We start from the raw sequence: 21,433 nt of genomic DNA, 5'->3' as shown, positions 1-21,433 counted from the left end.
AATAATTAAAAATTTAATATGAAACCGAACCCTGTTAATGATAAATCTTATCAATTTAGTGTTCGTATTATTAATTTATATAAATTTTTAAAGAGTAATAAGCATGAATATGTTCTTTCAAAGCAAATTTTAAGATGTGGGACATCGGTTGGTGCAAATATTGAAGAAGCTTTAGGCGGAATATCTAAAAAAGATTTTATTGCCAAATTACATATCTCATTTAAGGAAGCACGAGAAACACATTATTGGTTAAGATTATTAAAAGATACCGAATATATTGACGATAAAATGTTTGAATCTTTAATTCTGGATTGCGAAGAGATTTTAAAGCTTTTGTCGAAAATTATAGAAACGAGTAAAAGTAATTTGAGTCAGGATAAATAGATGAGAGCTTGAGAGTTCTGTTTTAATTATTAATTACTCATTATTAATTATTAATTGATGGATAGTAACATAGAATTACGATCAGATGAAGTAAAAGAGATTTTGGAACGAATGCCCAATTGGATCATTCGCAGTGGAACAACTCTTTTCTTTGTCGTTATTTTTGCTTTGGTAATTGGGAGTTGGTTTTTCCGTTATCCGGATATTATACAGTCCAAATTGGTTCTTACAACCTTGAATCCACCTGCCGAATTGGTTGCCAGATCGTCGGGACAGATTCAAAACCTGTATGTTGCAGATAATCAGGAAGTGAAAAAAGGAGATCTTTTGGCTATTATTGAGAATCCGGCCGTTAATGATGATGTTTTTGTTTTGAAAACGAAAATGAGTGAATTTCATGAACATCTAACAGGTGTTGATGGCATTAAATCCAATTTATTGGAAGGTAATTTTCGTTTGGGTGAAATACAATCGTACTACAATGGTTTCTTAAAATCGTATGTTGACTACCAACGTTTTTTCGATTTGGATTATTACGATCGAAAAATTGCCTCTTACCGTGATCAAATTAGTAAATACAACCTTTACTACGATCGACAATACCAACAAAAAGTAATTTCTGAAAGTGAATTGGCAATTTCAAAAAAGCAGTTTACCCGGGATTCATCCTTATTTACGCGAGGTGTAATCTCGCAATCAGACCTTCAAAATGCCCGTAAAAAATACTTGGAACAGAGTTATGCTTTTCAGGGTACCCGTTCTTCATTGGCTTCTACTCAGATTAGTATTTCTGAAGTGGATCAACAAATTATAGATTTGGAATTGAATAAGGAAAATGAGCGAAAGGAATTGCAGAATTTGCTCATTCAATCCTTCGATAACCTAAAAGCTCAAATCAACATTTGGGAACAAAAGTATGTATTAATTACTCCCATTAATGGAAAGGTTAGTTTCAATCGTTTTTACAGCTCCAATCAAAATGTGAAGACAGGAGAGAGGGTTTTTACTGTATTGCCTTCAGACTCTACTAAAATTATTGCCAGAGTTGAATTGGGAGTGCAGGGAGCCGGCAAGGTCAAAATTGGACAGAGGGTGAATATAAAACTTGATAATTATCCTTATCTTGAATACGGGATGCTGGAAGGAACCATTCGCTCCATATCGAAAGTACCTGAAGATCAGAAATACAGTTTGGATGTTGATTTTCCAAACGGCCTAATGACCAATTATGGTATTGAGTTGGATTTTGCACAGCAAATTGAAGGTCAGGCCGAAATAATTACAGAAGACTATCGCTTGTTGCAACGTATTTTTAATCCAATTCGATCGTTGATTAAGGAACGTCTGTAGTTTTATTAAATCACTTTTTATGCAAAGACTTGCTGTTGGAATAGACATCGGAGGAACGAACACAGTTTTTGGTTTGGTTGATAAAAATGGAAGTATCCTTATCGAGGATTCTATTTTTACCAAGCGATACCAATTATTTGATGTGTTTATTGATGAGTTGTGCAACAGGATAAACGGACTTACCAATAAATTAAATTGCGAGTTGATTGGAATTGGAGTGGGAGCTCCGAATGCAAATTATTTTGACCAATGCATCCAAAATGCTCCCAACTTACCCTGGAAAGGTAAATTTGAATTGGGTAAACTTCTCAATCAAAAAATTAATGTCCCTGTTTTCGTTACAAATGATGCCAATGCATCGGCTATGGCCGAAATGATGTTTGGTGCTGCTGTAGGAATGAAAAATTTTATGGTTTTAACTTTAGGAACAGGATTAGGATCTGGAATAGTTGTAAATGGTGAATTAGTATATGGTCATACTGGTTTTGCCGGTGAGATGGGACATATGATTGTTCGTCCGGAAGGCAGGCATTGCGGATGTGGAAGATTGGGTTGTTTGGAAACTTATGTATCGGCTACCGGAATTAAAAGAACTGTAAGTAAGCTTTTTGCAAAATATTGTTGTGTAAGTGATTTGAGAAATATACCATTCAATAATTTGAGTGCTAGAAGATTGGCTGCCGCAGCTTATGCCGGGGATCAAATTGCATTGGAAGCTTTTGAGTTTACAGGTAAGATTTTGGGAATTGCATTGGCAAATGTTGTTGCATTAAATAATCCTGAAGCTATATTTCTGGCAGGAGGTTTATCGAGAGCAGGTGATTTAGTTTTAAAGCCAACACAATACCATATGGAAGAAAATCTACTCTCTGTCTTTCAGGGAAAAACACAATTAAAAATTTCTTCAGTAAAAGGAAATTCGGGTGTTATGGGAGCCGCGGCTTTGGTATGGAAAGTTGTGGAATAATTAATAGATTTGATACCTTTGATCAAATTAATCTGCCTAGAAACACACATGAGAAAGCCACAGGTACTTCTTTTTCTTGGATTTATATTACTCACTAATTACGCTCTTGGTCAGAAATTGGTGAAACCGTTTCAAACTCATAATCAAAGTCCTCTGGTTCATTTTTTTGGGATTCCAACCAATCCAGGAGGTTCAATTCTCGAGAAAAATGCATTCTGGTTCGGTAACTATTTTAGCATTGCTAATAATGCTACAAGTGCTCAAATAAATGAAGAAGCCATATACCTGGATGGAGAAATGTACAGAAATGAGCTATTTCTAAGTTACGGTCTGTTTTCGAAGTTGGAAATTGGTATAGCTATTCCAGTGGTTAAACATTCCAGTGGGGTTATGGATTCTTTTATTAGTAATTGGCACGATGCTTTTAATTTACCTGGGAAGTCAAGGGATTTGATGCCATATTATAGTTTAAATTACTTTTTTATGGAAGAAAAAGAGATCGTTTTCCAAATGAGTGAAAGTAAACTTAGTTTTGGAGATGTTAGTATTTCTTTGGGAACACCCATTGTACAAAATCCAAATCACGATGTTTCTTTTCGTTCTTTCTTGAAGTTGCCAACCGGAAATAAAACAAATTTAGTGGGTAGTGGAACCAGCGATTTTGGATTTCAGATTACAGGAATGATTAATTCAACTCCTGAAAGGAAAGAGTTTTCCTTTTACTATTCGGGAGGTTACTTACGAATTGGCACAGGAGCATTGCTAGCAAATAAAGTAACTCGTAACGTTGGTTTTGGAAGTATTGGTTTGGCTTTTAATGCGAACGATAATTGGTATTTAAAGTCACAACTCGATTTTCATACGAGTCTGTACGAAAAGTCATATACCAAACAATTAGGAAAGGCATCTGCACAATTGGTTCTCGGACTGGATTATTTTGTTGCAAAAGATTTAGCTATATCCTTTGCCTTTGTGGAGGACATCATTGTTAATACAGCACCTGATTTTGTTCTGCAGGTAGGAGTATCATATCAGTTTTAATATATATAAATAATATAGTTATGAGTTTAATTGGCAATATTATATGGATAATTTTTGGAGGAATATTCATTTTCTTAGAATATATTATCTGTGGTTTTTTAATGTGTTTAACTATCGTTGGTATTCCTTTCGGATTGAAAATCATTCAGCTGTCAGTACTTGGATTGGCTCCGTTTGGTCAAAAAGTTGAGTACAACGAACACGCAGGGGGATGCTTAAGTATCTTATTGAATGTGATATGGATTGTAATCGGAGGAATATGGATTGCGATAACCCATTTGTTATTTGCATTGGTATTTGCAATCACAATAATTGGGATTCCATTTGCAGTGCAGCATGTTAAGTTGGCGGGTTTCGCTTTAACACCTTTTGGTAAAAGTATCCGATAGTTGCTTTGGAAAACACAAACTTCTATAAAAAAAGAATCCTGACCCAAAGGCCAGGATTTTCACAAAATACTTAAACAACAAACACTAACATAAACGTTCCTTAACGCGTATGGCAACAAAAGTGAAAAAAATAATCGGTATAAAAAAGTGTTTGAGTCGGTTACAAGACTTTAATTATCAAACACAGCCACCGAAAACGTTTGTGTAGCCTTATTTAGTTTTGATATAAATACCGGTTGGTCTTTTTTTTGATCGAAAATTAAAAATTGCTCCACGTGGAACATCTATGTATTCATTTTCAGACACTTTCAAAAAATGGAAAATAAAATTATCATATATTTGCCAACCATTAACACAATAATTCGCTCGATTTGAATCCACTTAAAAAACTTGCCGGTGAAACCGTGATATATGGCGCCAGTTCTATAATCGGCCGATTACTAAATTGGTTATTGGTACCATTGTATACGAATCTGTTTATCCCGGAACAGTATGGTATTGTCACTAATTTAATGTCATATGTAGCAATACTGTTAGTTGTATTGACTTATGGTATGGAGACGGGCTATTTTCGATTTGCCAGCAAGGAGAAGGAGAGCGATCTGACTTTCTCGACAAGTTTTATTTCCTTAATAGTCACAAGTGTATTGTTTTTGATTGCAATTGCAAGCTTCTTAAATCCTCTGTCACTTTATTTGGATATTCCGGCAAACAAGAGTTATATTATTTTATTGGCATTAACCTTGGCTTTCGATGCCATCACATCTTTACCATTTGCAAAATTACGTCAGGAGAACCGGGCTGTTCGTTATGCCGGTTTAAAACTGATCAACATAGGAGTCAATTTGGGGATCAATCTGTTCTTCTTACTATTATGTCCGTGGATTTACAATAATTTTCCTGAATTCCCAATTACAAAAATATGGAATCCTGAATTTGGAATTGGATATATTTTTCTGGCAATATTTGTCTCAAGCTTCATTAATTTACTTTTATTACTTCCGGATATTTTAAAGGTTCAATTTAGGCTTGATCGTAAATTGCTTTTTAAGATACTTGGTTATTCTTCACCTATTTTAATCGTAAGTATCTGCGGCACTCTGAATATCAATTTGGATAAAATGATTATGCCTGAGTTAATTCCTGAAGCTCAAAATCCATTTTATCAGACCGGAATATATGGTGCAAATTACAAGCTTGCTGTTATTATGACACTGTTTATACAGGCTTTCCGATATTCTTTTGAGCCTTTTTTCTTCTCGCAGGCAAAAGAGAAAAATTCAAAACAGGTGTATGCAGATGTGTTAAAATATTTCGTAATATTTGGTTTAATTATTTTCCTTAGCGTAATGTTTTATCTGGATATTGTGAAAATTCTGATTGATTCCAGTTACCATGAGGGGCTTAAAATTGTTCCATATGTACTTCTGGCAAATTTATTTTTTGGGATATTCTTCTCTTTATCCTTATGGTACAAACTAACGGATAATACGCGTTTTGGTGCTTACATTGCAATTATTGGCACAATAATCACCGTTGTTTTAAATATTCTTCTGGTCCCCAAGTTTGGATATATGGGAGCTGCTTATTCTGTTCTCGCCTGTTTTTTCACAATAACTGTAATATCCTACCTTGCTGGGCAAAAGTATTATCCGGTACAGTACGATTTAAAGAGAATTCTGTTTTATTTATTTCTTGCTTTGGTCGTTTTTATCGCTAGCACTTATATAGGTATCGAAAATCAATGGCTAAAAATGGCCGCTAAAACCCCATTACTATTGCTGTTTGGTGTTGTGGTTATTCAAAAAGAGCGATTGTGGGGTTCTTTGGGAAAACTGATTGGAGTAAGCAAGAGTAGAAAATAATCAAGACCTTTTCTCAACCTTTTATAAGAGTTTTGAAAAATGTATCTTAGCCACTCGAAAAAAAGTGTAATATTCTTCAAGCAATTGTCATTCATATGAAACGTCCATGCCAAAGCGATTTTGACATAAAGGAGATGATTATCTCAGCATGGTAAGTTCCATATGGCAAAAACATACAATTATAAACATATGAAAGTGAAAATCGTTAATAAATCAAAACACGATCTGCCTAAATATAGCACAGAATTATCTGCAGGTATGGATCTTAGAGCAAATCTAAACGAACCGGTATTTTTAAAATCTTTGGAACGTAAATTAATTAAAACCGGATTATTTATAGAGTTACCGGCAGGATTCGAAGCTCAAATTCGTCCGCGTTCGGGCATGGCCCTAAAAGAAGGGGTGACAGTATTAAATACACCAGGCACCATTGATGCAGATTACCGTGGAGAAATTGGAGTGATTCTTGCTAATCTTTCAAATACCCTTGTAGAGATTAAAGATGGAGATAGAATTTGCCAAATGGTTGTTGCTGCTCATGAAACAGTAAGTTGGGAGCCGGTTGAAGACTTGGAAGCATCAGAAAGAGGCGCAGGAGGATTTGGACACACGGGAAAATCTTAATGCGTTAAAAATTATTAATTTGGATCAAAACAAATTGCAAAACTGTACATTTGATCTTGTTTTTAGTTATTTTACAATTCACTACTACAATATATTATAACAAATGAAAATAATTGTTCCAATGGCAGGAATGGGGAAACGCATGCGTCCTCACACTTTAACCGTACCAAAACCTTTAATTCCAATTGCAGGAAAACCTATTGTTCAGCGTCTTGTTGAGGAAATTGCAAAAGTTTCGGATGAAGCGATTGATGAAATCGCTTTTATTATTGGTGATTTTGGCAAGGATGTTGAAGATATATTACGTGGTATTGCTGAAAATATTGGGGCTAAAGCGAGCATTTATCATCAGGAAGAAGCATTGGGTACAGCTCATGCAATTTATTGCGCGGCACCATCTTTATCGGGTAAGGTAGTAGTTGCTTTCGCAGATACATTGTTTAAAGCCGATTTTGTTTTGGATGCTGAAGCGGATAGTGTGATTTGGGTGCAGAAAGTAGAAGATCCCTCGGCCTTTGGAGTTGTTAAAATTGATGGCAAAAACAACATCACTGACTTTATTGAAAAGCCAAAAGACTTTGTTTCTGATTTAGCAATTATAGGTATTTATTACTTTAAAGATGGTGATAACCTAAGAGATGAATTGAAATACCTGATGGATAATGAAGTGGTTGTAAATGGTGAATATCAGCTTACAGATGCCCTGGAGAACATGAAGAATAAAGGGCTTTCATTTAAACCGGGTCAAGTAATTGAATGGATGGATTGTGGAAATAAGGATGCAACTATTCATACAAATCAAAGAATATTGGAATACCACAAAGGTGATGAATTGGTTTGTTCCTCTTCAACAGCAGAAAATTCCATTATAATATCTCCATGTTACATCGGAGAAAATGTGAAAATTAAAAATTCGGTAATTGGGCCTCATGTTTCGGTTGGTGCCAATACGACAGTTAGTAATACTTTGGTTCGCAACTCTATTATTCAGCGAAATTCAAATCTTGAAAACTTGAATCTTGAAAACTCCATGATAGGTAATTATGTTGATATACAAGGTGAAGTTTCGGAGTGGAATGTTGGAGATTTTGCGACCTTCTCAAAATAAAGACGGATGAAGGTGGGATGTAAATTTTGGATAGCAATTCTTTTTGCTTGTATGGCAACAACTCCTGTGATAACAGAAGGAGCTGTTTTAGTGCCTAAAAAAGATAAAATACAGAAAGAAGTAAAGTTGACAGAAGCACAAAAATTAGAGTTTGATTTTGCTTTTACCGAGGCGACAAAGGCTATTTTGCTTCAAGAGTTGGATAAAGGACTTTCTTTGTATGCAACATGTCTTAAAATTGATCCAACCAGTGCTGTGGTTCGATACGAATTGGCAAATATCTATATGAGTCAGGACGATTTTAGCAGTGCATTGGAACTTTCAAGAGGAGCCGTTGCATTGCAACCATTAAATATTTGGTATCAGATTCAACTGGCAAATATTTATCAGAAAAAGGGCATGATGGATCAGGCTTGTGCTGTGTATGATGATTTAATAGAATTGCATCCGGAACGGAAGGACTTTTACTATTTGCAGGCGGCTATTTTTGCTTCAGTTGAAAAATTCGACAAAGCGATTGAGGTATATGATCGTTTGGAGAAAAAAGAAGGGATTCAAGAAGGAGTTTCTTTGGAAAAGCAACGCCTGTATCTGGCTGCTGGAAATAAAAAAATGGCTTATGCTGAGATTCAAAAACTGATAAAAAAACATCCATATCGTGCTGATTTTTATGGGATACTTGCAGATTTATACCTGGCCGATAAAGAAGAAGGTAAAGCATTTGACCAGTATGAAAAAATATTGAAAATTGATCCGGATAATGGGTTGGTTCACTTTTATTTGGCTGATTTCTACCGACGTAAAGGGGAAATAGAAAAGAGTAATGTTTCTCTTGCCAAAGCATTCGGAAATTCTGAAATAGAGGCTGATCAAAAAATCCAATTTCTCATTTCGATTCTTATGAATGGAGATCAGGAGAGTATGTCTGATGAATATTTAAAAGGATTACTGGATAAATTAGTTGAAATTCACCCAGGTCAGGTTAGAGTGCATGCTCTTTATGCTGATTTTCTTAGAAAGAGAAAAGACAATGAAGGTGCACGATATCACTTAAGGAAAGTTCTGGAAGAAGAAAAGACCAATTATGTGGTTTGGGAAGAATTACTTTTGATTGACAATGAATTGCTGGATTTTGAAAGCATGTTGAAAGAAAGTTCGGAAGCATTAAAATATTTTCCAGATCAGCCACTTCTTTATATTTTTAAAGGTGTTGCGGCAGCTCAAAAAGAAGATTATAAAACAGCAATTCAAACATTGGAAGAGGGTTTTTCCTATATTGGTGATAATGTAAAGTTACGAGTTCAGTTTCAAACTTATCTTGGAGATTCCTACTATCAAATGGGTGAGGCCAAAAAAGCATTCAAATCATATGATGAGGTATTGTCGTTTGAGCCACAAAATGTGATTGTATTGAATAACTACAGTTACTATTTATCAGTGAGAGGTGAAGAGCTTGAAAAAGCTAAAAAAATGAGCTCACTTTGTGTTGATCTGGAGGCCGAAAATTCAACATATCTTGATACTCATGGATGGGTATTGTATCGATTGGGAGAGTTTAAAGAAGCCAAGACAATATTGGAGAAAGCACTGGAGTTTGGTGGCGGAGAATCTGCTGTAATTGTTGAGCACTACGGAGATATTCTTTTTCGATTGGGTGATTCTGACAAGGCTCTTGAAGAGTGGAAAAAAGCAATTGAAATAGGAGAAGGCTCGGAGTATTTGGCTGAAAAAGTTAAAACAGGCATTATTCCTGATGAGATAGAACAAAATGAGCAATAGAATATATTTAAAAACTACTTTGAGGGTTCTGGTAATCATTATTGCCCTTTTTCAGTTTTCTTGTAAATCTTTTTATAAGTTAGGGGTTGAGAAGGCAAAGACAATGTCGGATAATAAACTTTATAGTGGATTAATAGATAGTAGCCTAAATTATCAAACTTTATACGTAAAGCGATTTGCTGCTAATTTTTCTGTAGATGGAATCTCAAAAAGTTTTAAAGGTTCCATTAAAATAGAAAAAGACAGTATCATTTGGATTGATATTTCGGCCACAGTTGGCATACCAGTAGCTCGCATACTGATTACCCCCGATTCGGTAAAAATGATTGATCGTCTTAAAAAGACCTATCTTATTGATGGTTTTGATTTCTTTTCGGAAAAGCTAAATTTGGATTTGGATTTTGATTCATTTCAGAGTATTCTTACCAATTCAATTTTTAAGCTTGATAATGAGGAGAAAGAGAAGGCTTTTATTAGATCTTTCAATGGGAAAATAATTGGGAATAAGTATGTTTTCATATCAGAAAAAGCGAGGAAAATTGATCGGAAATTAAAAAAGGATAAGCTGGATAAGCTAGATAAGTATAATTATCAAAGAATTGATATCGAGCCCTTACTAATGAGAATTACTGATATCTTTGTGAAAGAGTTCGATACTTCCAGAGAAATATCAATTAAGTATCGTGACTTTACCGTTTTTCAGAACAGGAAGTTTCCTCAACGATTGAATTTTGAAGTTAAGGATCCAAAACATTTATTATCTTGTAACATTAAATTTAATAAGATAACATTTGATGAAAAGCTGAGGTTTTCGTTTACAATTCCTGATAAATACGATCGAATTTATCCATAAAACCACTATGGGAATAAGCAAAATTACAAAGGGTAAAATATTTTATTTAGTGATTGGTCTTCTGTTTTTATTTTCAGTAGATGCCCTGTCTCAGAATAATATTTCTACACTCAAGAAAAGGAAAGAGCAGAATGCTAAAGATATTGCTTATACCAATACTCTTCTAACTAATACGTTAAAGAACAAAAATGTTAGTCTTGGGCAATTAAATCTTCTGAATCAAAGGATAAAGGCCCGTCAGGCTTTGATCCAATCCATAGAAAATGAAATTTCATATATGGGATCCCAAATCAGCAAAACTAATGCTGATGTAAAGGGCTTAGAGGAAGATTTGAAGAAACTAAAGCAACAATATGCGAAGGTAGTTCAGTATGCATACAAGCAAAGAAATTCACACGAAAAATTGATGTTTTTGCTGTCCTCAAAGGATTTCAATCAAGCATATAAACGCTACAAATACTTACAGCAATTCTCTGAATATACTAGGAAACAAGGGAAGATGATTGCTGTTAAAAAAGATACTCTGGATGCAACTTTATTGCATTTAAAAGCTGCCAAGAATGAAAAAGTTATTTTATTGTCAGAAAAAACAAAGGAGAATACGAGTTTAGCGCAAGAGAAGTCTCAGCAATCTGAGATTGTTTCAAAATTGAAACAGCGAGAGAGACAACTTCGAGATGACTTGAATAAACAACAGCGTTATACTAGGAAACTCGAAAATGAAATTCAGAAAATCATTGAAAATCAGGCAAAGTTAGCGTCGAAAAAGAATAATGGTGGAGGAAAATACGGTTTAACACCCGAAGAAAAAATTCTCTCTGATTCATTTGATAAAAATAAAGGCAAATTGCCTTGGCCTACAAAAACAGGTTTTATTTCAGAGAAGTTTGGACAACACAAGCATGCCGTACTTAAGCATGTTAATGTTCGAAACGATGGTGTTAATATTACCACCGATACAAAAGCGGAGTGTCGCTCTATTTTTAAAGGCGAAGTCACTCATATTCTATCGATGCCAGGACTAAACAATGTGATAATTATTCGCCATGGTGAGTTTTTCTCAGTCTATTCAAATCTCTCGACGGTAGCAGTTAAAAAAGGAGATACCGTTACTTCCAAAGAAAAAATTGGTGTGGTTTACACCGATCAGGCGCAAAGCCAAACAGTTCTTAAATTCCAACTATGGAAAGGGAGCACAAAATTAGATCCTTCCTTGTGGTTGTATCGTAATTAACTCTTTTACGTAGTAGTTGGTATGAATTCTAGTCAGGAAATTTTTATCGGGAAATTAGATCGATTTATTCGAAAATACTATCAAAATCAACTCCTAAGGGGCTCGATTTTAAGTATTGTTCTGATATTGACCTATTTTCTGATTGTTTCGTATACAGAATACCTGCTTTATTTTTCAGTTCCGGTTCGGACATTTTTAGCTGCCTTTTCCATCTTGGTTTTTTCAGTAATGCTGATAAAACTGATTATTTTACCAACCATTGGATTATTTCAGATTGGGAAAAGAATCAGCTACCGGCAAGCAATTGAAATTATTACTCGATACTTTCCGGATCTTCAGGATCGATTGGTAAATACGCTTGAACTTACAGAGCTTTCGGCTAAAAGTGAATCAACTAAGGATTCTCTTTTAATGGCTAGTATTAGTCAAAGAATGGAATCTATTCGATTAATTCCTTTTCGAAAAGCAATATCATTTAAATCAAACATTTCTTACTTAAAATACATGCTAATTGTTCTCACAGCAATTATCGGCACCTATATTTTCTTGCCGGATATGTATTCCAGCAGTGCGAATCGTTTGGTCCATTTTAGAAAGGAATTTATTGCACCAGCCGACTTTAAATTTGTTTTAGACCAACAACACATGAAAGTTGTTAGAGGCTCTAATTTTTTATTAAAAGTACATACAGAAGGTAAATATGTGCCTTCAGATGTCTACCTGGTTTCTGAAGGGAACGAGTTTCTTTTAAAAAAGGAAGGAAACAATGGCTTTAGTTATCTTTTCAGGAATGTAAATAACGATGTATCTTTCTATTTAAAAGCAGGAAAGGTTGTTTCGTTAACCTATCAATTGGAGCTCTTGCTAAAGCCTGGGATTAAGTCTTTTGAGCTTTCGGTTAACTCTCCGTCTTATACAAAAATAGCAGAAAGAAAGGAGCAAAATTTGGGTGATATTAGTGTTCCCGAAGGAGCATCTCTGCAATGGACAATTGAAGGTGAAGACACCAATGAAGTTCAACTTATTTTTAGTTATACACTCAATCATTTGGATACAAAAAAGGATGGTGATGCATTCTCTTTTTCCAAAAAATTTTTCAAAAAGAATGCCTACAAAATTCTCCTAAGCAATCAGCATTTTGATAAACAGCTTTTTGCCAATTACACAGTTGATGTTATTCCTGATCTTTATCCGCAAATTCAAGTTTCAAGCATACAAGATTCAGTATTGACTACTGGATACTATTTCAAAGGGATTTTGAAGGATGATTATGGCTTTTCAAAATTGCGTTTTTGTTACCTTATTAATGATCAGTTACCAATTTACATTCCAATTACGATTAGTCGTCAACTCAGTTCGCAAGAATTTTATTTTGCTTTCGATTTTGCAACAGTAGATATAAGTGAAGGAATTCAGGTTCAATATTATTTTGAAGTTTTTGATAACGATGAGGTAAATAAACCGAAGATGACTCGTTCCGAACATTTTTCATTATTAATACCAGATTCGAAACAATTATACGATTTAAATACAAACATTCAGGATAGTATTTCTAATCGAATTGAAAAAGGAATTGATTTGAGTCAATCCATTCAAGAAGATATAAAACGTCTTCAAAAAAACTTTTTGGATGGAACCGGAGACAAATGGCAGCAACAACAAATGTTTCAACAAATAGAATCTAAAAAGAAAGAATTAGATGAATTGCTGAATACCATCAAAAATGAAAATCTGAAGAAAAATCAATTGATGAATTCTTTAGGAGAGAAAGATGCTTTGCTACTCGAAAAGCAAAAACAAATTGAAAAGCTTCTTGAGAATGTAATGGATGATGAATTGCAGAAATTATTTGAAGAATTTAACAAATTAGCCGAAGATTTTAAATCTGATGATTTAAACAAGCTTGGGAACCAATTAAACATGTCGTTCGAAGATTTCCAGAAGCAAATGGATCGCAACCTGAGTTTGCTGGAACGTTATGATATTGAGACTCGTATGAGTAAAATAATTGAAAGGATCGATAAAATAGCCGACAATCAAGAGGATATTAGTACCCTAGGGCGCAAGCAGGATGAAAAAATGAATTCTCAGCAGCTTAAGGACACGCAAAAATGGAAGGATTTAGAAAAAGATCTTGAAAATCTTCTTGAGAAAAATTCGGGCATTAGTGATCCGTATCAATTTCAAAATCCATCGGAAGATCTTCAGGAGATTTCTGAGATGATGGAAGAATCCGAAAATTTATTAGAAGAAGGAAAAAATGCGAAGGCTTCAAAAAATATGAAAGCCACTTCGAAGAAACAAAAAGCACTTGCCCAAAAATTGAATAATAATTTGTCTCAAAGTGTAGGTGCTCAACTTACCGTTGATATTGATAATTTGATTCGCTTACTGAATAACTTGATGGAATTTTCATTTCAACAGGAAGCCTTACTAACTGATTACAAAACGGTAGATTATCGAAATCCGCTATTTGTTAAAGTGATTGAGGAACAGGGAGAACTAAAGGAAGAGTATCTTTTAATACAGGATTCCTTACTTTCTCTTTCAGCTCACTCACCTCAGGTTGCGGCATTAATTGGAAATAGAATTTTTGATATTAGTAATTATCTCGATCAGGTTCTTGAAGAAGCGAACAACCGTAGAAAAATTCAAGCCAACATTACACAACAAAAAGTCTTAACTGAAGTTAATGAATTGTCATTGTTTCTTTCCGAGGCATTGAAACAGCTAATGGAGCAAATGGCAAATGCCATGCCTGGAGATCAAATAGGCGATAAAAAAGGAGGCAAGCCATCCTTCTCAGGTATGCGATCAGAGCAGCAGTCATTAAAGAAGATGCTCGAGGAGATGATTAATGAAATGAAATCAGGAAATGGCAAAAAAAGTTCATCAGAGAAGCTCGGCAAATTCTTACAAAAGCAGGAAATGTTTAAACAAAGTTTAAGCGAAATGATGCAAAAAGGAGGTGTAGGAGATGAAACAGAGAATATATTACGTGAAATAATGAAAATGATTGATCAAACGGAATTGGATCTATCAAATTTTTCTATAAATTCGAATACCGTTAATAGACAGAATAGAATAATTTCACGTTTATTAGAAGCTGAAAACGCCCATAGAGAAAAAGATTTTGACAAAAAAAGGGAAAGTAATTCAGGAAATATTATCAAATTGAGTAACCCTATAGAAATATTTGAGTATAAAAGAGTACGAACAGATTTTGAGGGACTTTTTGATGACTCTTATGTAAAGATGCTCGATTACTATAATAAATTGTATTTGGATTACATGATCAAAATTAATAATGACTAAATCAGAAAAATTGCTAGTCTTTCCGTCCGAATTAGAAAATATAAGTAGAGTTGAAAAACTCATAGATGAAATTTCATCATCTCATAACCTTAGTTCTGAAATCTACGGGAAAATTTCGGTTGCCATTATCGAGGCAGTGAATAATGCAATCTTGCATGGCAACCAGTTAGATATTAATAAAAAGGTGAAAATTGAATACAATATCGATGATGAGTCGATAAGCTTTATTGTGGGGGATGAAGGAAAAGGATTTGACTTTTCGAATATACCTGATCCAACTCTACCTGAGAATTTGGAAAAAACACATGGAAGAGGAATCTTTTTAATGAATCATTTAGCGGATGATATTGAATTCGCTAAAAATGGTGCAATAGTAGAAATGAAATTTATTTTTGGATAAAAATGGTGATTACTTACGATTCGTGTGAAACTAATATTCCCGCGATTGATCAGGAGCGTTTAAGCGAATGGATCAATCGCGTTGTTGTTACTAATGGTTACGAAATAGGGGAGATAAATTACTATTTTTGCTCCGACAATTACTTGCTTGAAATGAATCGTGAACACCTGAATCACGATTATTTTACGGATATTATTACTTTTGATTATACCGTTTCTGATATTGTATCAGGAGATTTATTTATTAGTATAGATACAGTTCTGGATAACGCAAAAGAATATGGATGCGATTACTTTCAGGAATTGCATCGTGTAATGATTCATGGAATCCTTCATTTAATGGAAATTGACGATAAAACTGATGAGGATCAGGAAATAATGACTCAAAAGGAAGACGAATCATTAGCATTACTTTCCAATATTGATTAAATTTGTAAAATTTTTTGAGTTTATTAATCTGAATACTAGATTTTCAGCCAGGGTTTAATCTTTGTATGTTGCTGGTTATCAGCTGTGTAGGCGAATGATTATTTTCACGGAAGAATATTAAAGAATAACGAATACAAATATCTTATAATATATGTTGCCTAAGTACGATGTTATAGTGGTTGGTGCCGGTCATGCCGGATGTGAGGCGGCGGTAGCTGCGGCAAATCTGGGATCTTCGGTTCTTTTGATTACCATGGATATGAATAAAATTGCTCAAATGTCATGTAATCCAGCTATTGGAGGAATTGCAAAAGGGCAAATTGTTCGTGAATTAGATGCCTTGGGAGGGTTTACAGGAATAGTTGCCGACCGTTCGTCCATTCAATTCCGAATGCTAAATCGCTCCAAAGGGCCTGCTATGTGGAGCCCAAGATCACAATGCGATAGAATGATTTTTTCTTCAGAATGGAGAAAAATTGTTGAAAATACAGATAATCTTGACATGTGGCAGGATGCCGTTGTTGGGATACTTATTGAAGAGGGGAAAGCTGTTGGGGTGACAACCAAATTAGGAATTGATATTCCAGCCAAATCAGTAATTCTTACTAATGGAACCTTTCTTAATGGATTAATACATGTTGGCAGCAAGCAAGAAAAAGGGGGGCGAACTTCAGAACCAGCCTCAGTAGGTATTAGTGAACAATTGAAAAGTGTCGGTTTTGAGGTAGGCAGAATGAAAACAGGAACGCCGGCCCGTTTAGATGGTCGAAGTATCGATTTTTCTCTAATGAAGAGGCAAGATGGGGAAGAAGGATTTTATCAGTTTTCTTATTTAACCGACCATGTTGATAGAACTCTTACTCAGAGACCCTGTTATATTACGTATACAAATCCAAAAGTTCATGATGAATTACGCAAAGGATTTGAGGAATCACCAATGTACAATGGAACGATTCAGAGTACAGGACCAAGATATTGTCCGAGTATAGAGTCTAAACTGTCAACTTTTGCAGAGAAACAAGAGCATTTGCTTTTTTTGGAGCCTGAAGGAGAGTACACTCATGAGTATTATGTCAATGGATTTTCATCCAGTCTACCTTGGGATGTTCAGTTAAAAGCGCTTCAGCAAGTTCCGGGTTTGGAAAAGGTGAAAATGTATCGTCCGGGATATGCAATTGAATATGATTATTTCGATCCCACTCAACTTTATCATACACTGGAAACCAAATTAGTTTCTAATTTATTTTTTGCCGGCCAGATTAATGGAACAACCGGTTATGAGGAAGCTGCAGCTCAAGGAATGATGGCAGGTATAAATGCAGGCTTGTCGGTACAAGAAAAGGACGCTTTTACACTAAATAGAGATGAAGCTTACATTGGAGTTCTAATTGACGATTTGGTAACAAAAGGTGTTGATGAGCCTTACCGAATGTTTACCTCTCGAGCAGAATATCGTATTTTATTAAGACAGGATGATGCCGATTTACGACTAAGTCCGAAGGCTTTTGAGTTGGGATTGGTTGGAGAAAAACGAATGAATTTGCTAAAAGAGAAGATTGAGTTTAGAGATAAATTGGTTACCTTTTGTAAAGAGTTTAGTTGCAAACCAAAATTTTTAAACCCAGTACTCGCGAAATTAGGAACAGCTCCATTAAAGCAAGGGGTGAAATTATATGATATTATTCTAAGACCTCAAGTTCAAATTTTGGATTTAGTGGAAGATGTATTACCGTTAAAAGAATTGATAGATTCAATTCCAAGCAGGCGAGAAGAAGTTATTGAAGCGGCGGAGGTTCTTATAAAATATTCAGGCTATATCAACAGAGAAAAGTTGATAGCAGAAAAACTAACACGCTTGGAAAATATAAATATAAAAGGTCGTTTTGAATACACAAGTTTACAATCAATTTCGACTGAAGCCAGACAAAAATTGGATAAAATACAACCGCAAACCATCGGTCAGGCATCTCGTATATCGGGTGTTTCACCTAGCGACATAAACGTTCTTTTAGTGCTCATGGGACGATAACGTTCCACGTGGAACTAAGGAGTATTTTAAAATAGTTTACTCCTTAAAATGCCCGAAATCGGCTTTTCACACTTGAGAAGGCTTATTTCGGGCATTTTTGAAGGCAATATTGAGCTATTCTATGAATTTAATAAGATCATTAAAATTGATAATATACAAGACATGACAAGTAATACATTTTCAATATCAGGTAAAGTGATAGATGTAATTTCACGAGAAATAATCAAAGCTGAAGTTGTGGTTGAAGAGGGGCGAATTACTTCCGTTACGCAAAGAGATTCTGTTCCGGATCATTATATTTTACCAGGACTTGTTGATGCACATATGCACATTGAAAGTTCGCTCTTGATACCAAGTCGATTTGCAAATTTAGCAGTTCGACAGGGTACATTGGGATTGGTGACAGACCCACACGAAATAGCAAATGTGTTGGGCGAGATTGGTGTCGATTTCATGATTAATGATGCTAAAAAAGTTCCGTTGGAAATTCGCTTCGGTGTTCCTTCGTGTGTTCCTGCAACTCCTCACGAAACTTCAGGTTTTGTTTTGGACAGTAATATTGTGGAAAGTTTACTGAAGAGAGAAGAGGTGGTTTGTCTTGCAGAGGTTATGGATTTTGTAGGGGTAATAAACGATGATCTTGAGGTACTCAAAAAAATAGTTGCCTGTAAAAAACTTGGGAAAAAAATAGATGGTCATGCTCCTGGATTAAAAGGGCAGGATCTGAAAAAATATGTGGCATCAGGTATTTCTGCAGATCATGAATGTTCTACTTTAGAGGAAGCTCTTGAAAAAATTTCATTAGGGATGATGATTCAAATACGAGAGGGAAGCGCCGCTAAAGATTTTGATGCACTTTGTTCTTTATTAGAAACTCATCCAGAAAAAATCATGCTGTGTACTGACGATCTACACCCGGATGATTTAATTGAAAAAGGGCATATAAATTACCTGATTAAAAAAGGACTGAAAAAAGGACTTGATTTATTTTCATTACTTCGGGCAGCAAGTTACAATCCAATTCATCACTACGGTTTAGATTTGGGTTTGCTTCAAGTTGGTCATTCGGCAGATTTTATTGTGATTGATAATCCTGAATCATTTATTGTAGAGCAAGCATTTAGAAAAGGAGTTTGCATTTATAAAGACAATGAGGTTTTGTTTGATGTAAGCAATGAAATTATCTTGAATAATTTTAGTCGCAAACCAATTCAGTTATCCGATTTAATTGTAAAAGCGGAAAATGGTTCATTGCGTGCAATGGTGGTGAAGGATGGTGATCTAATAACGGATTCCGTTTTGTGCAAACCGAAGGTTGTGGATAAAAATGTTGTTTCGGATGTAGATAATGATTTGTTGAAAATGGTTGTGATGAGTCGATACGATAATGGTAATCCGGTAATGGGTTTTGCAAAAGGCTTTGGTTATAAAAAAGGAGCCATTGCAGAGAGTATTGCTCATGATAGTCACAATATTATTGCTGTTGGCACGAGCGATGAAGAATTGTTACATGCAATTAATACCTTAATTGAAATGAAGGGTGGGATTGTTGCTGTAAATAATGGGGAAAGTGAATCGGTTCGATTAGAGGTTGCTGGTTTGATGTCGAACAAGACCGGGGAAGACTTAGTTAGGGAGTATGCCAAATTAAATGATTTTGCTTCGGCTCTTGGTTCAAATTTTGAATCACCATTTATGACACTTGCATTTATGTCTTTACTCGTTATTCCAAAACTTAAATTATCGGATAAAGGTCTGTTTGATGTAAAAGAATTTAAGGTGATTAATCTTTTTAAAGAAGAGTAAGCTATATTAGAGGAAAATTAGAATAGGTGATAAAAAACAAAAATACAGATCATTTAAAATCCTTGGTTTCGGCATTGCCGGAAGAGCCGGGAGTGTATCAGTTCTTTGACGAGAGCAATACTATTATATATGTAGGAAAAGCTAAGCGACTCAAACGAAGAGTTGCTTCCTATTTTAATAAAGTTCACGATTCGGCAAAAACCAATATAATGGTTCGCAAGATTGTGGACATCCGACACATTGTGGTGGAGTCGGAAGCTGATGCTTTGTTATTGGAAAATAACTTAATTAAAAAATATCAGCCTCGTTACAACGTTCTCTTAAAAGACGATAAAACATTTCCTTGGATTTGCATTAAAAAAGAAGAATTTCCAAGAGTACTTGTCACCCGATACTTGCTAAAAGATGGAGCCGAATACTTTGGTCCATATACAAGTGTTAGAATGGTGAGAGTTCTAATGGACATGATTAGTTCTTTGTATCAATTGCGGACTTGTAATTTAAAATTGAGTGAGGAGGGTGTAAGGGATCAAAAGTTTAAGCTTTGTTTAGAATTTCATATGGGAAATTGTAAAGCACCATGTGAAGGGAAGGAAAATCAAGAAGAATACAATTTGAAAATTGCAGAAATACGAAATATTCTAAAAGGAAATATTGGTACGGTAACTTCACACTTGAAGGAAAAAATGCAGGAATTGTCTGTTGATTTTAAATTTGAGGAAGCTCATATCATTAAAGAAAAGCTTGATTTACTATCAAAATATCAAAGTAGATCTACTATTGTAAATCCATCAATTAATAATGTTGATGTTTATTCTATTGTCGATGATGAGAACTTTGCTTACGTAAATTTCATAAAGGTTGTTAATGGGGCAATTATTCAAGCCCATACCATTGAGATGAAGAAAAAGCTGGATGAGAGTAAAGAGGATTTACTTTTATTGGCTATTACCGACATTCGACAAAAGATTTTCAGTACAGCAAAGGAAATACTGGTACCTATCGAACTTGATTTGGTGATAGAAAATGTTCGGTTTATTGTTCCTCAGCGGGGAGACAAAAAGAAATTGCTGGATTTATCAGAACGTAACGTCAAATATTACCGTCTGGAGAAGTTAAAGAAGGGGGATAAGTCAATAAAACAATCTCATGCCGATCGAATTGTTGAAACAATGAGAACCGATTTGCGATTGAAAGATGCGCCGGTTCATATTGAATGTTTCGATAACTCGAACATACAAGGAACTATTCCCGTTGCTTCCTGTGTTGTATTTAGGAATGCAAGACCTTATAAAAAAGACTATCGTCATTTTAATATAAAAACGGTAGAAGGAGCAAATGACTTTGCTTCTATGGAAGAAATAATTTATAGACGTTACAGAAGATTGCTTGATGAAAACAAAAGTTTACCACAGCTAATTGTTATTGATGGAGGCAAAGGACAGTTGGGTGCAGCTTTGAATAGTTTGGATAAATTGGAATTGCGTGGAAAGATTTCAGTAATCGGAATCGCTAAAAAATTGGAAGAAATTTATTTTCCGGGTGATCCTTTCCCCTTGTATCTGGATAAGAATTCAGAGACTCTTAAAACCATTCAGCACTTGCGAAATGAATCGCATCGCTTTGCAATTACCTTTCATAGGCAGAAGCGATCAAAGGCATTTATTGTTTCTGAATTGGATAAAATTGAGGGAATCGGACCAAAATCAGTTCAAAAATTAATTCAAAAGTTCAAGTCTGTTGAAAATGTGAGGAAGGCCTCTGTTGCTGAACTGGAAACTGAACTGGGTAATGCAAAAGCTTTAACAGTCCATAAATATTTTAATTAGATGTTATTGATTGAGGTGTTCGTAGAAATTTT

17 protein-coding genes are annotated in these 21,433 nt (G+C 34.9%); all 17 read left to right on the top strand.

Annotated features, from left to right (window positions below; genetic code table 11):
* Positions 1–18: 18 nt before the first annotated feature.
* The 17 genes from ALGA_RS09180 to uvrC all read left to right on the top strand — a co-directional run bounded on the left by ALGA_RS09180 (position 19) and on the right by uvrC (position 21,401).
* Complete coding sequence (locus ALGA_RS09180) at positions 19–384, top strand: four helix bundle protein (protein WP_096429039.1); 366 nt, start codon at positions 19–21, stop codon at positions 382–384.
* 57 nt (positions 385–441) lie between these two features.
* Positions 442–1,734, top strand: coding sequence for an HlyD family secretion protein (locus ALGA_RS09175; RefSeq protein ID WP_096429038.1), 1,293 nt, complete (start codon positions 442–444; stop codon positions 1,732–1,734).
* A gap of 19 nt (positions 1,735–1,753) precedes the next feature.
* A complete protein-coding gene (locus tag ALGA_RS09170) occupies positions 1,754–2,701 on the top strand; it encodes an ROK family protein (protein WP_096429037.1) in 948 nt (315 codons plus the stop codon).
* A gap of 48 nt (positions 2,702–2,749) precedes the next feature.
* Positions 2,750–3,742: a DUF3187 family protein gene (locus tag ALGA_RS09165; protein ID WP_096429036.1), complete on the top strand. Its 993-nt coding sequence runs from the start codon at positions 2,750–2,752 to the stop codon at positions 3,740–3,742.
* Positions 3,743–3,762: 20 nt separating this feature from the next.
* Positions 3,763–4,131: a YccF domain-containing protein gene (locus ALGA_RS09160; RefSeq protein WP_096429035.1), complete on the top strand. Its 369-nt coding sequence runs from the start codon at positions 3,763–3,765 to the stop codon at positions 4,129–4,131.
* 371 nt (positions 4,132–4,502) lie between these two features.
* A complete protein-coding gene (locus tag ALGA_RS09155) occupies positions 4,503–5,996 on the top strand; it encodes an oligosaccharide flippase family protein (protein WP_096429034.1) in 1,494 nt (497 codons plus the stop codon).
* A gap of 189 nt (positions 5,997–6,185) precedes the next feature.
* Positions 6,186–6,620: a dUTP diphosphatase gene (gene dut / locus ALGA_RS09150; protein WP_096433552.1), complete on the top strand. Its 435-nt coding sequence runs from the start codon at positions 6,186–6,188 to the stop codon at positions 6,618–6,620.
* Positions 6,621–6,723: 103 nt separating this feature from the next.
* On the top strand, positions 6,724–7,728 hold the full coding sequence (locus tag ALGA_RS09145; RefSeq protein ID WP_096429033.1) for a sugar phosphate nucleotidyltransferase: 1,005 nt from the start codon (positions 6,724–6,726) through the stop codon (positions 7,726–7,728).
* A 6-nt stretch (positions 7,729–7,734) separates the two neighbouring features.
* The gene (locus ALGA_RS09140; protein WP_096429032.1) at positions 7,735–9,507 is read left to right on the top strand and encodes a tetratricopeptide repeat protein; all 1,773 of its coding nucleotides are present in this window, start codon (positions 7,735–7,737) and stop codon (positions 9,505–9,507) included.
* The gene (locus ALGA_RS09135) at positions 9,497–10,360 is read left to right on the top strand and encodes a DUF4292 domain-containing protein (protein ID WP_096429031.1); all 864 of its coding nucleotides are present in this window, start codon (positions 9,497–9,499) and stop codon (positions 10,358–10,360) included. The genes ALGA_RS09140 and ALGA_RS09135 overlap by 11 nt, the downstream gene beginning before the upstream one ends.
* 7 nt (positions 10,361–10,367) lie before the next feature.
* Positions 10,368–11,594: a murein hydrolase activator EnvC family protein gene (locus tag ALGA_RS09130; protein ID WP_096429030.1), complete on the top strand. Its 1,227-nt coding sequence runs from the start codon at positions 10,368–10,370 to the stop codon at positions 11,592–11,594.
* Positions 11,595–11,615: 21 nt separating this feature from the next.
* Positions 11,616–14,909, top strand: a complete 3,294-nt coding sequence (locus ALGA_RS09125; protein WP_096429029.1) for a hypothetical protein — start codon at positions 11,616–11,618, stop codon at positions 14,907–14,909.
* Complete coding sequence (locus ALGA_RS09120) at positions 14,902–15,309, top strand: ATP-binding protein (RefSeq protein ID WP_096429028.1); 408 nt, start codon at positions 14,902–14,904, stop codon at positions 15,307–15,309. Before ALGA_RS09125 ends, ALGA_RS09120 begins: the two co-directional genes overlap by 8 nt.
* A 2-nt stretch (positions 15,310–15,311) precedes the next feature.
* The gene (gene ybeY / locus ALGA_RS09115) at positions 15,312–15,737 is read left to right on the top strand and encodes an rRNA maturation RNase YbeY (protein ID WP_096429027.1); all 426 of its coding nucleotides are present in this window, start codon (positions 15,312–15,314) and stop codon (positions 15,735–15,737) included.
* 151 nt (positions 15,738–15,888) lie between these two features.
* Positions 15,889–17,766 carry a tRNA uridine-5-carboxymethylaminomethyl(34) synthesis enzyme MnmG gene (gene mnmG / locus ALGA_RS09110; protein WP_096429026.1) on the top strand — a complete coding sequence of 626 codons (1,878 nt, stop codon included), beginning with the start codon at positions 15,889–15,891 and terminating at the stop codon, positions 17,764–17,766.
* Between the two features lie 162 nt (positions 17,767–17,928).
* Entirely contained in the window at positions 17,929–19,572 is a 1,644-nt protein-coding gene (gene ade, locus ALGA_RS09105) for an adenine deaminase (protein ID WP_096433550.1), read from the top strand.
* Between the two features lie 26 nt (positions 19,573–19,598).
* A complete protein-coding gene (gene uvrC / locus ALGA_RS09100; protein ID WP_096429025.1) occupies positions 19,599–21,401 on the top strand; it encodes an excinuclease ABC subunit UvrC in 1,803 nt (600 codons plus the stop codon).
* Positions 21,402–21,433: the final 32 nt, after the last annotated feature.

The organism is Labilibaculum antarcticum, assembly GCF_002356295.1.
GTDB classification, from domain to species: domain Bacteria; phylum Bacteroidota; class Bacteroidia; order Bacteroidales; family Marinifilaceae; genus Labilibaculum; species Labilibaculum antarcticum.
This window is presented reverse-complemented; position numbering and strand designations above follow the sequence as displayed.

What these genes read in the sequence shown, in the direction of transcription:
- ALGA_RS09180 (WP_096429039.1), top strand. Translation starts at nt 19, where the DNA reads ATGAAACCGAACCCTGTTAATGATAAATCTTATCAATTTAGTGTTCGT.
- ALGA_RS09175 (WP_096429038.1), top strand. Translation starts at nt 442, where the DNA reads ATGGATAGTAACATAGAATTACGATCAGATGAAGTAAAAGAGATTTTG.
- ALGA_RS09170 (WP_096429037.1), top strand. Translation starts at nt 1,754, where the DNA reads ATGCAAAGACTTGCTGTTGGAATAGACATCGGAGGAACGAACACAGTT.
- ALGA_RS09165 (WP_096429036.1), top strand. Translation starts at nt 2,750, where the DNA reads ATGAGAAAGCCACAGGTACTTCTTTTTCTTGGATTTATATTACTCACT.
- ALGA_RS09160 (WP_096429035.1), top strand. Translation starts at nt 3,763, where the DNA reads ATGAGTTTAATTGGCAATATTATATGGATAATTTTTGGAGGAATATTC.
- dut (WP_096433552.1), top strand. Translation starts at nt 6,186, where the DNA reads ATGAAAGTGAAAATCGTTAATAAATCAAAACACGATCTGCCTAAATAT.
- ALGA_RS09145 (WP_096429033.1), top strand. Translation starts at nt 6,724, where the DNA reads ATGAAAATAATTGTTCCAATGGCAGGAATGGGGAAACGCATGCGTCCT.
- ALGA_RS09140 (WP_096429032.1), top strand. Translation starts at nt 7,735, where the DNA reads ATGAAGGTGGGATGTAAATTTTGGATAGCAATTCTTTTTGCTTGTATG.
- ALGA_RS09135 (WP_096429031.1), top strand. Translation starts at nt 9,497, where the DNA reads ATGAGCAATAGAATATATTTAAAAACTACTTTGAGGGTTCTGGTAATC.
- ALGA_RS09130 (WP_096429030.1), top strand. Translation starts at nt 10,368, where the DNA reads ATGGGAATAAGCAAAATTACAAAGGGTAAAATATTTTATTTAGTGATT.
- ALGA_RS09125 (WP_096429029.1), top strand. Translation starts at nt 11,616, where the DNA reads ATGAATTCTAGTCAGGAAATTTTTATCGGGAAATTAGATCGATTTATT.
- ALGA_RS09120 (WP_096429028.1), top strand. Translation starts at nt 14,902, where the DNA reads ATGACTAAATCAGAAAAATTGCTAGTCTTTCCGTCCGAATTAGAAAAT.
- ybeY (WP_096429027.1), top strand. Translation starts at nt 15,312, where the DNA reads ATGGTGATTACTTACGATTCGTGTGAAACTAATATTCCCGCGATTGAT.
- mnmG (WP_096429026.1), top strand. Translation starts at nt 15,889, where the DNA reads ATGTTGCCTAAGTACGATGTTATAGTGGTTGGTGCCGGTCATGCCGGA.
- ade (WP_096433550.1), top strand. Translation starts at nt 17,929, where the DNA reads ATGACAAGTAATACATTTTCAATATCAGGTAAAGTGATAGATGTAATT.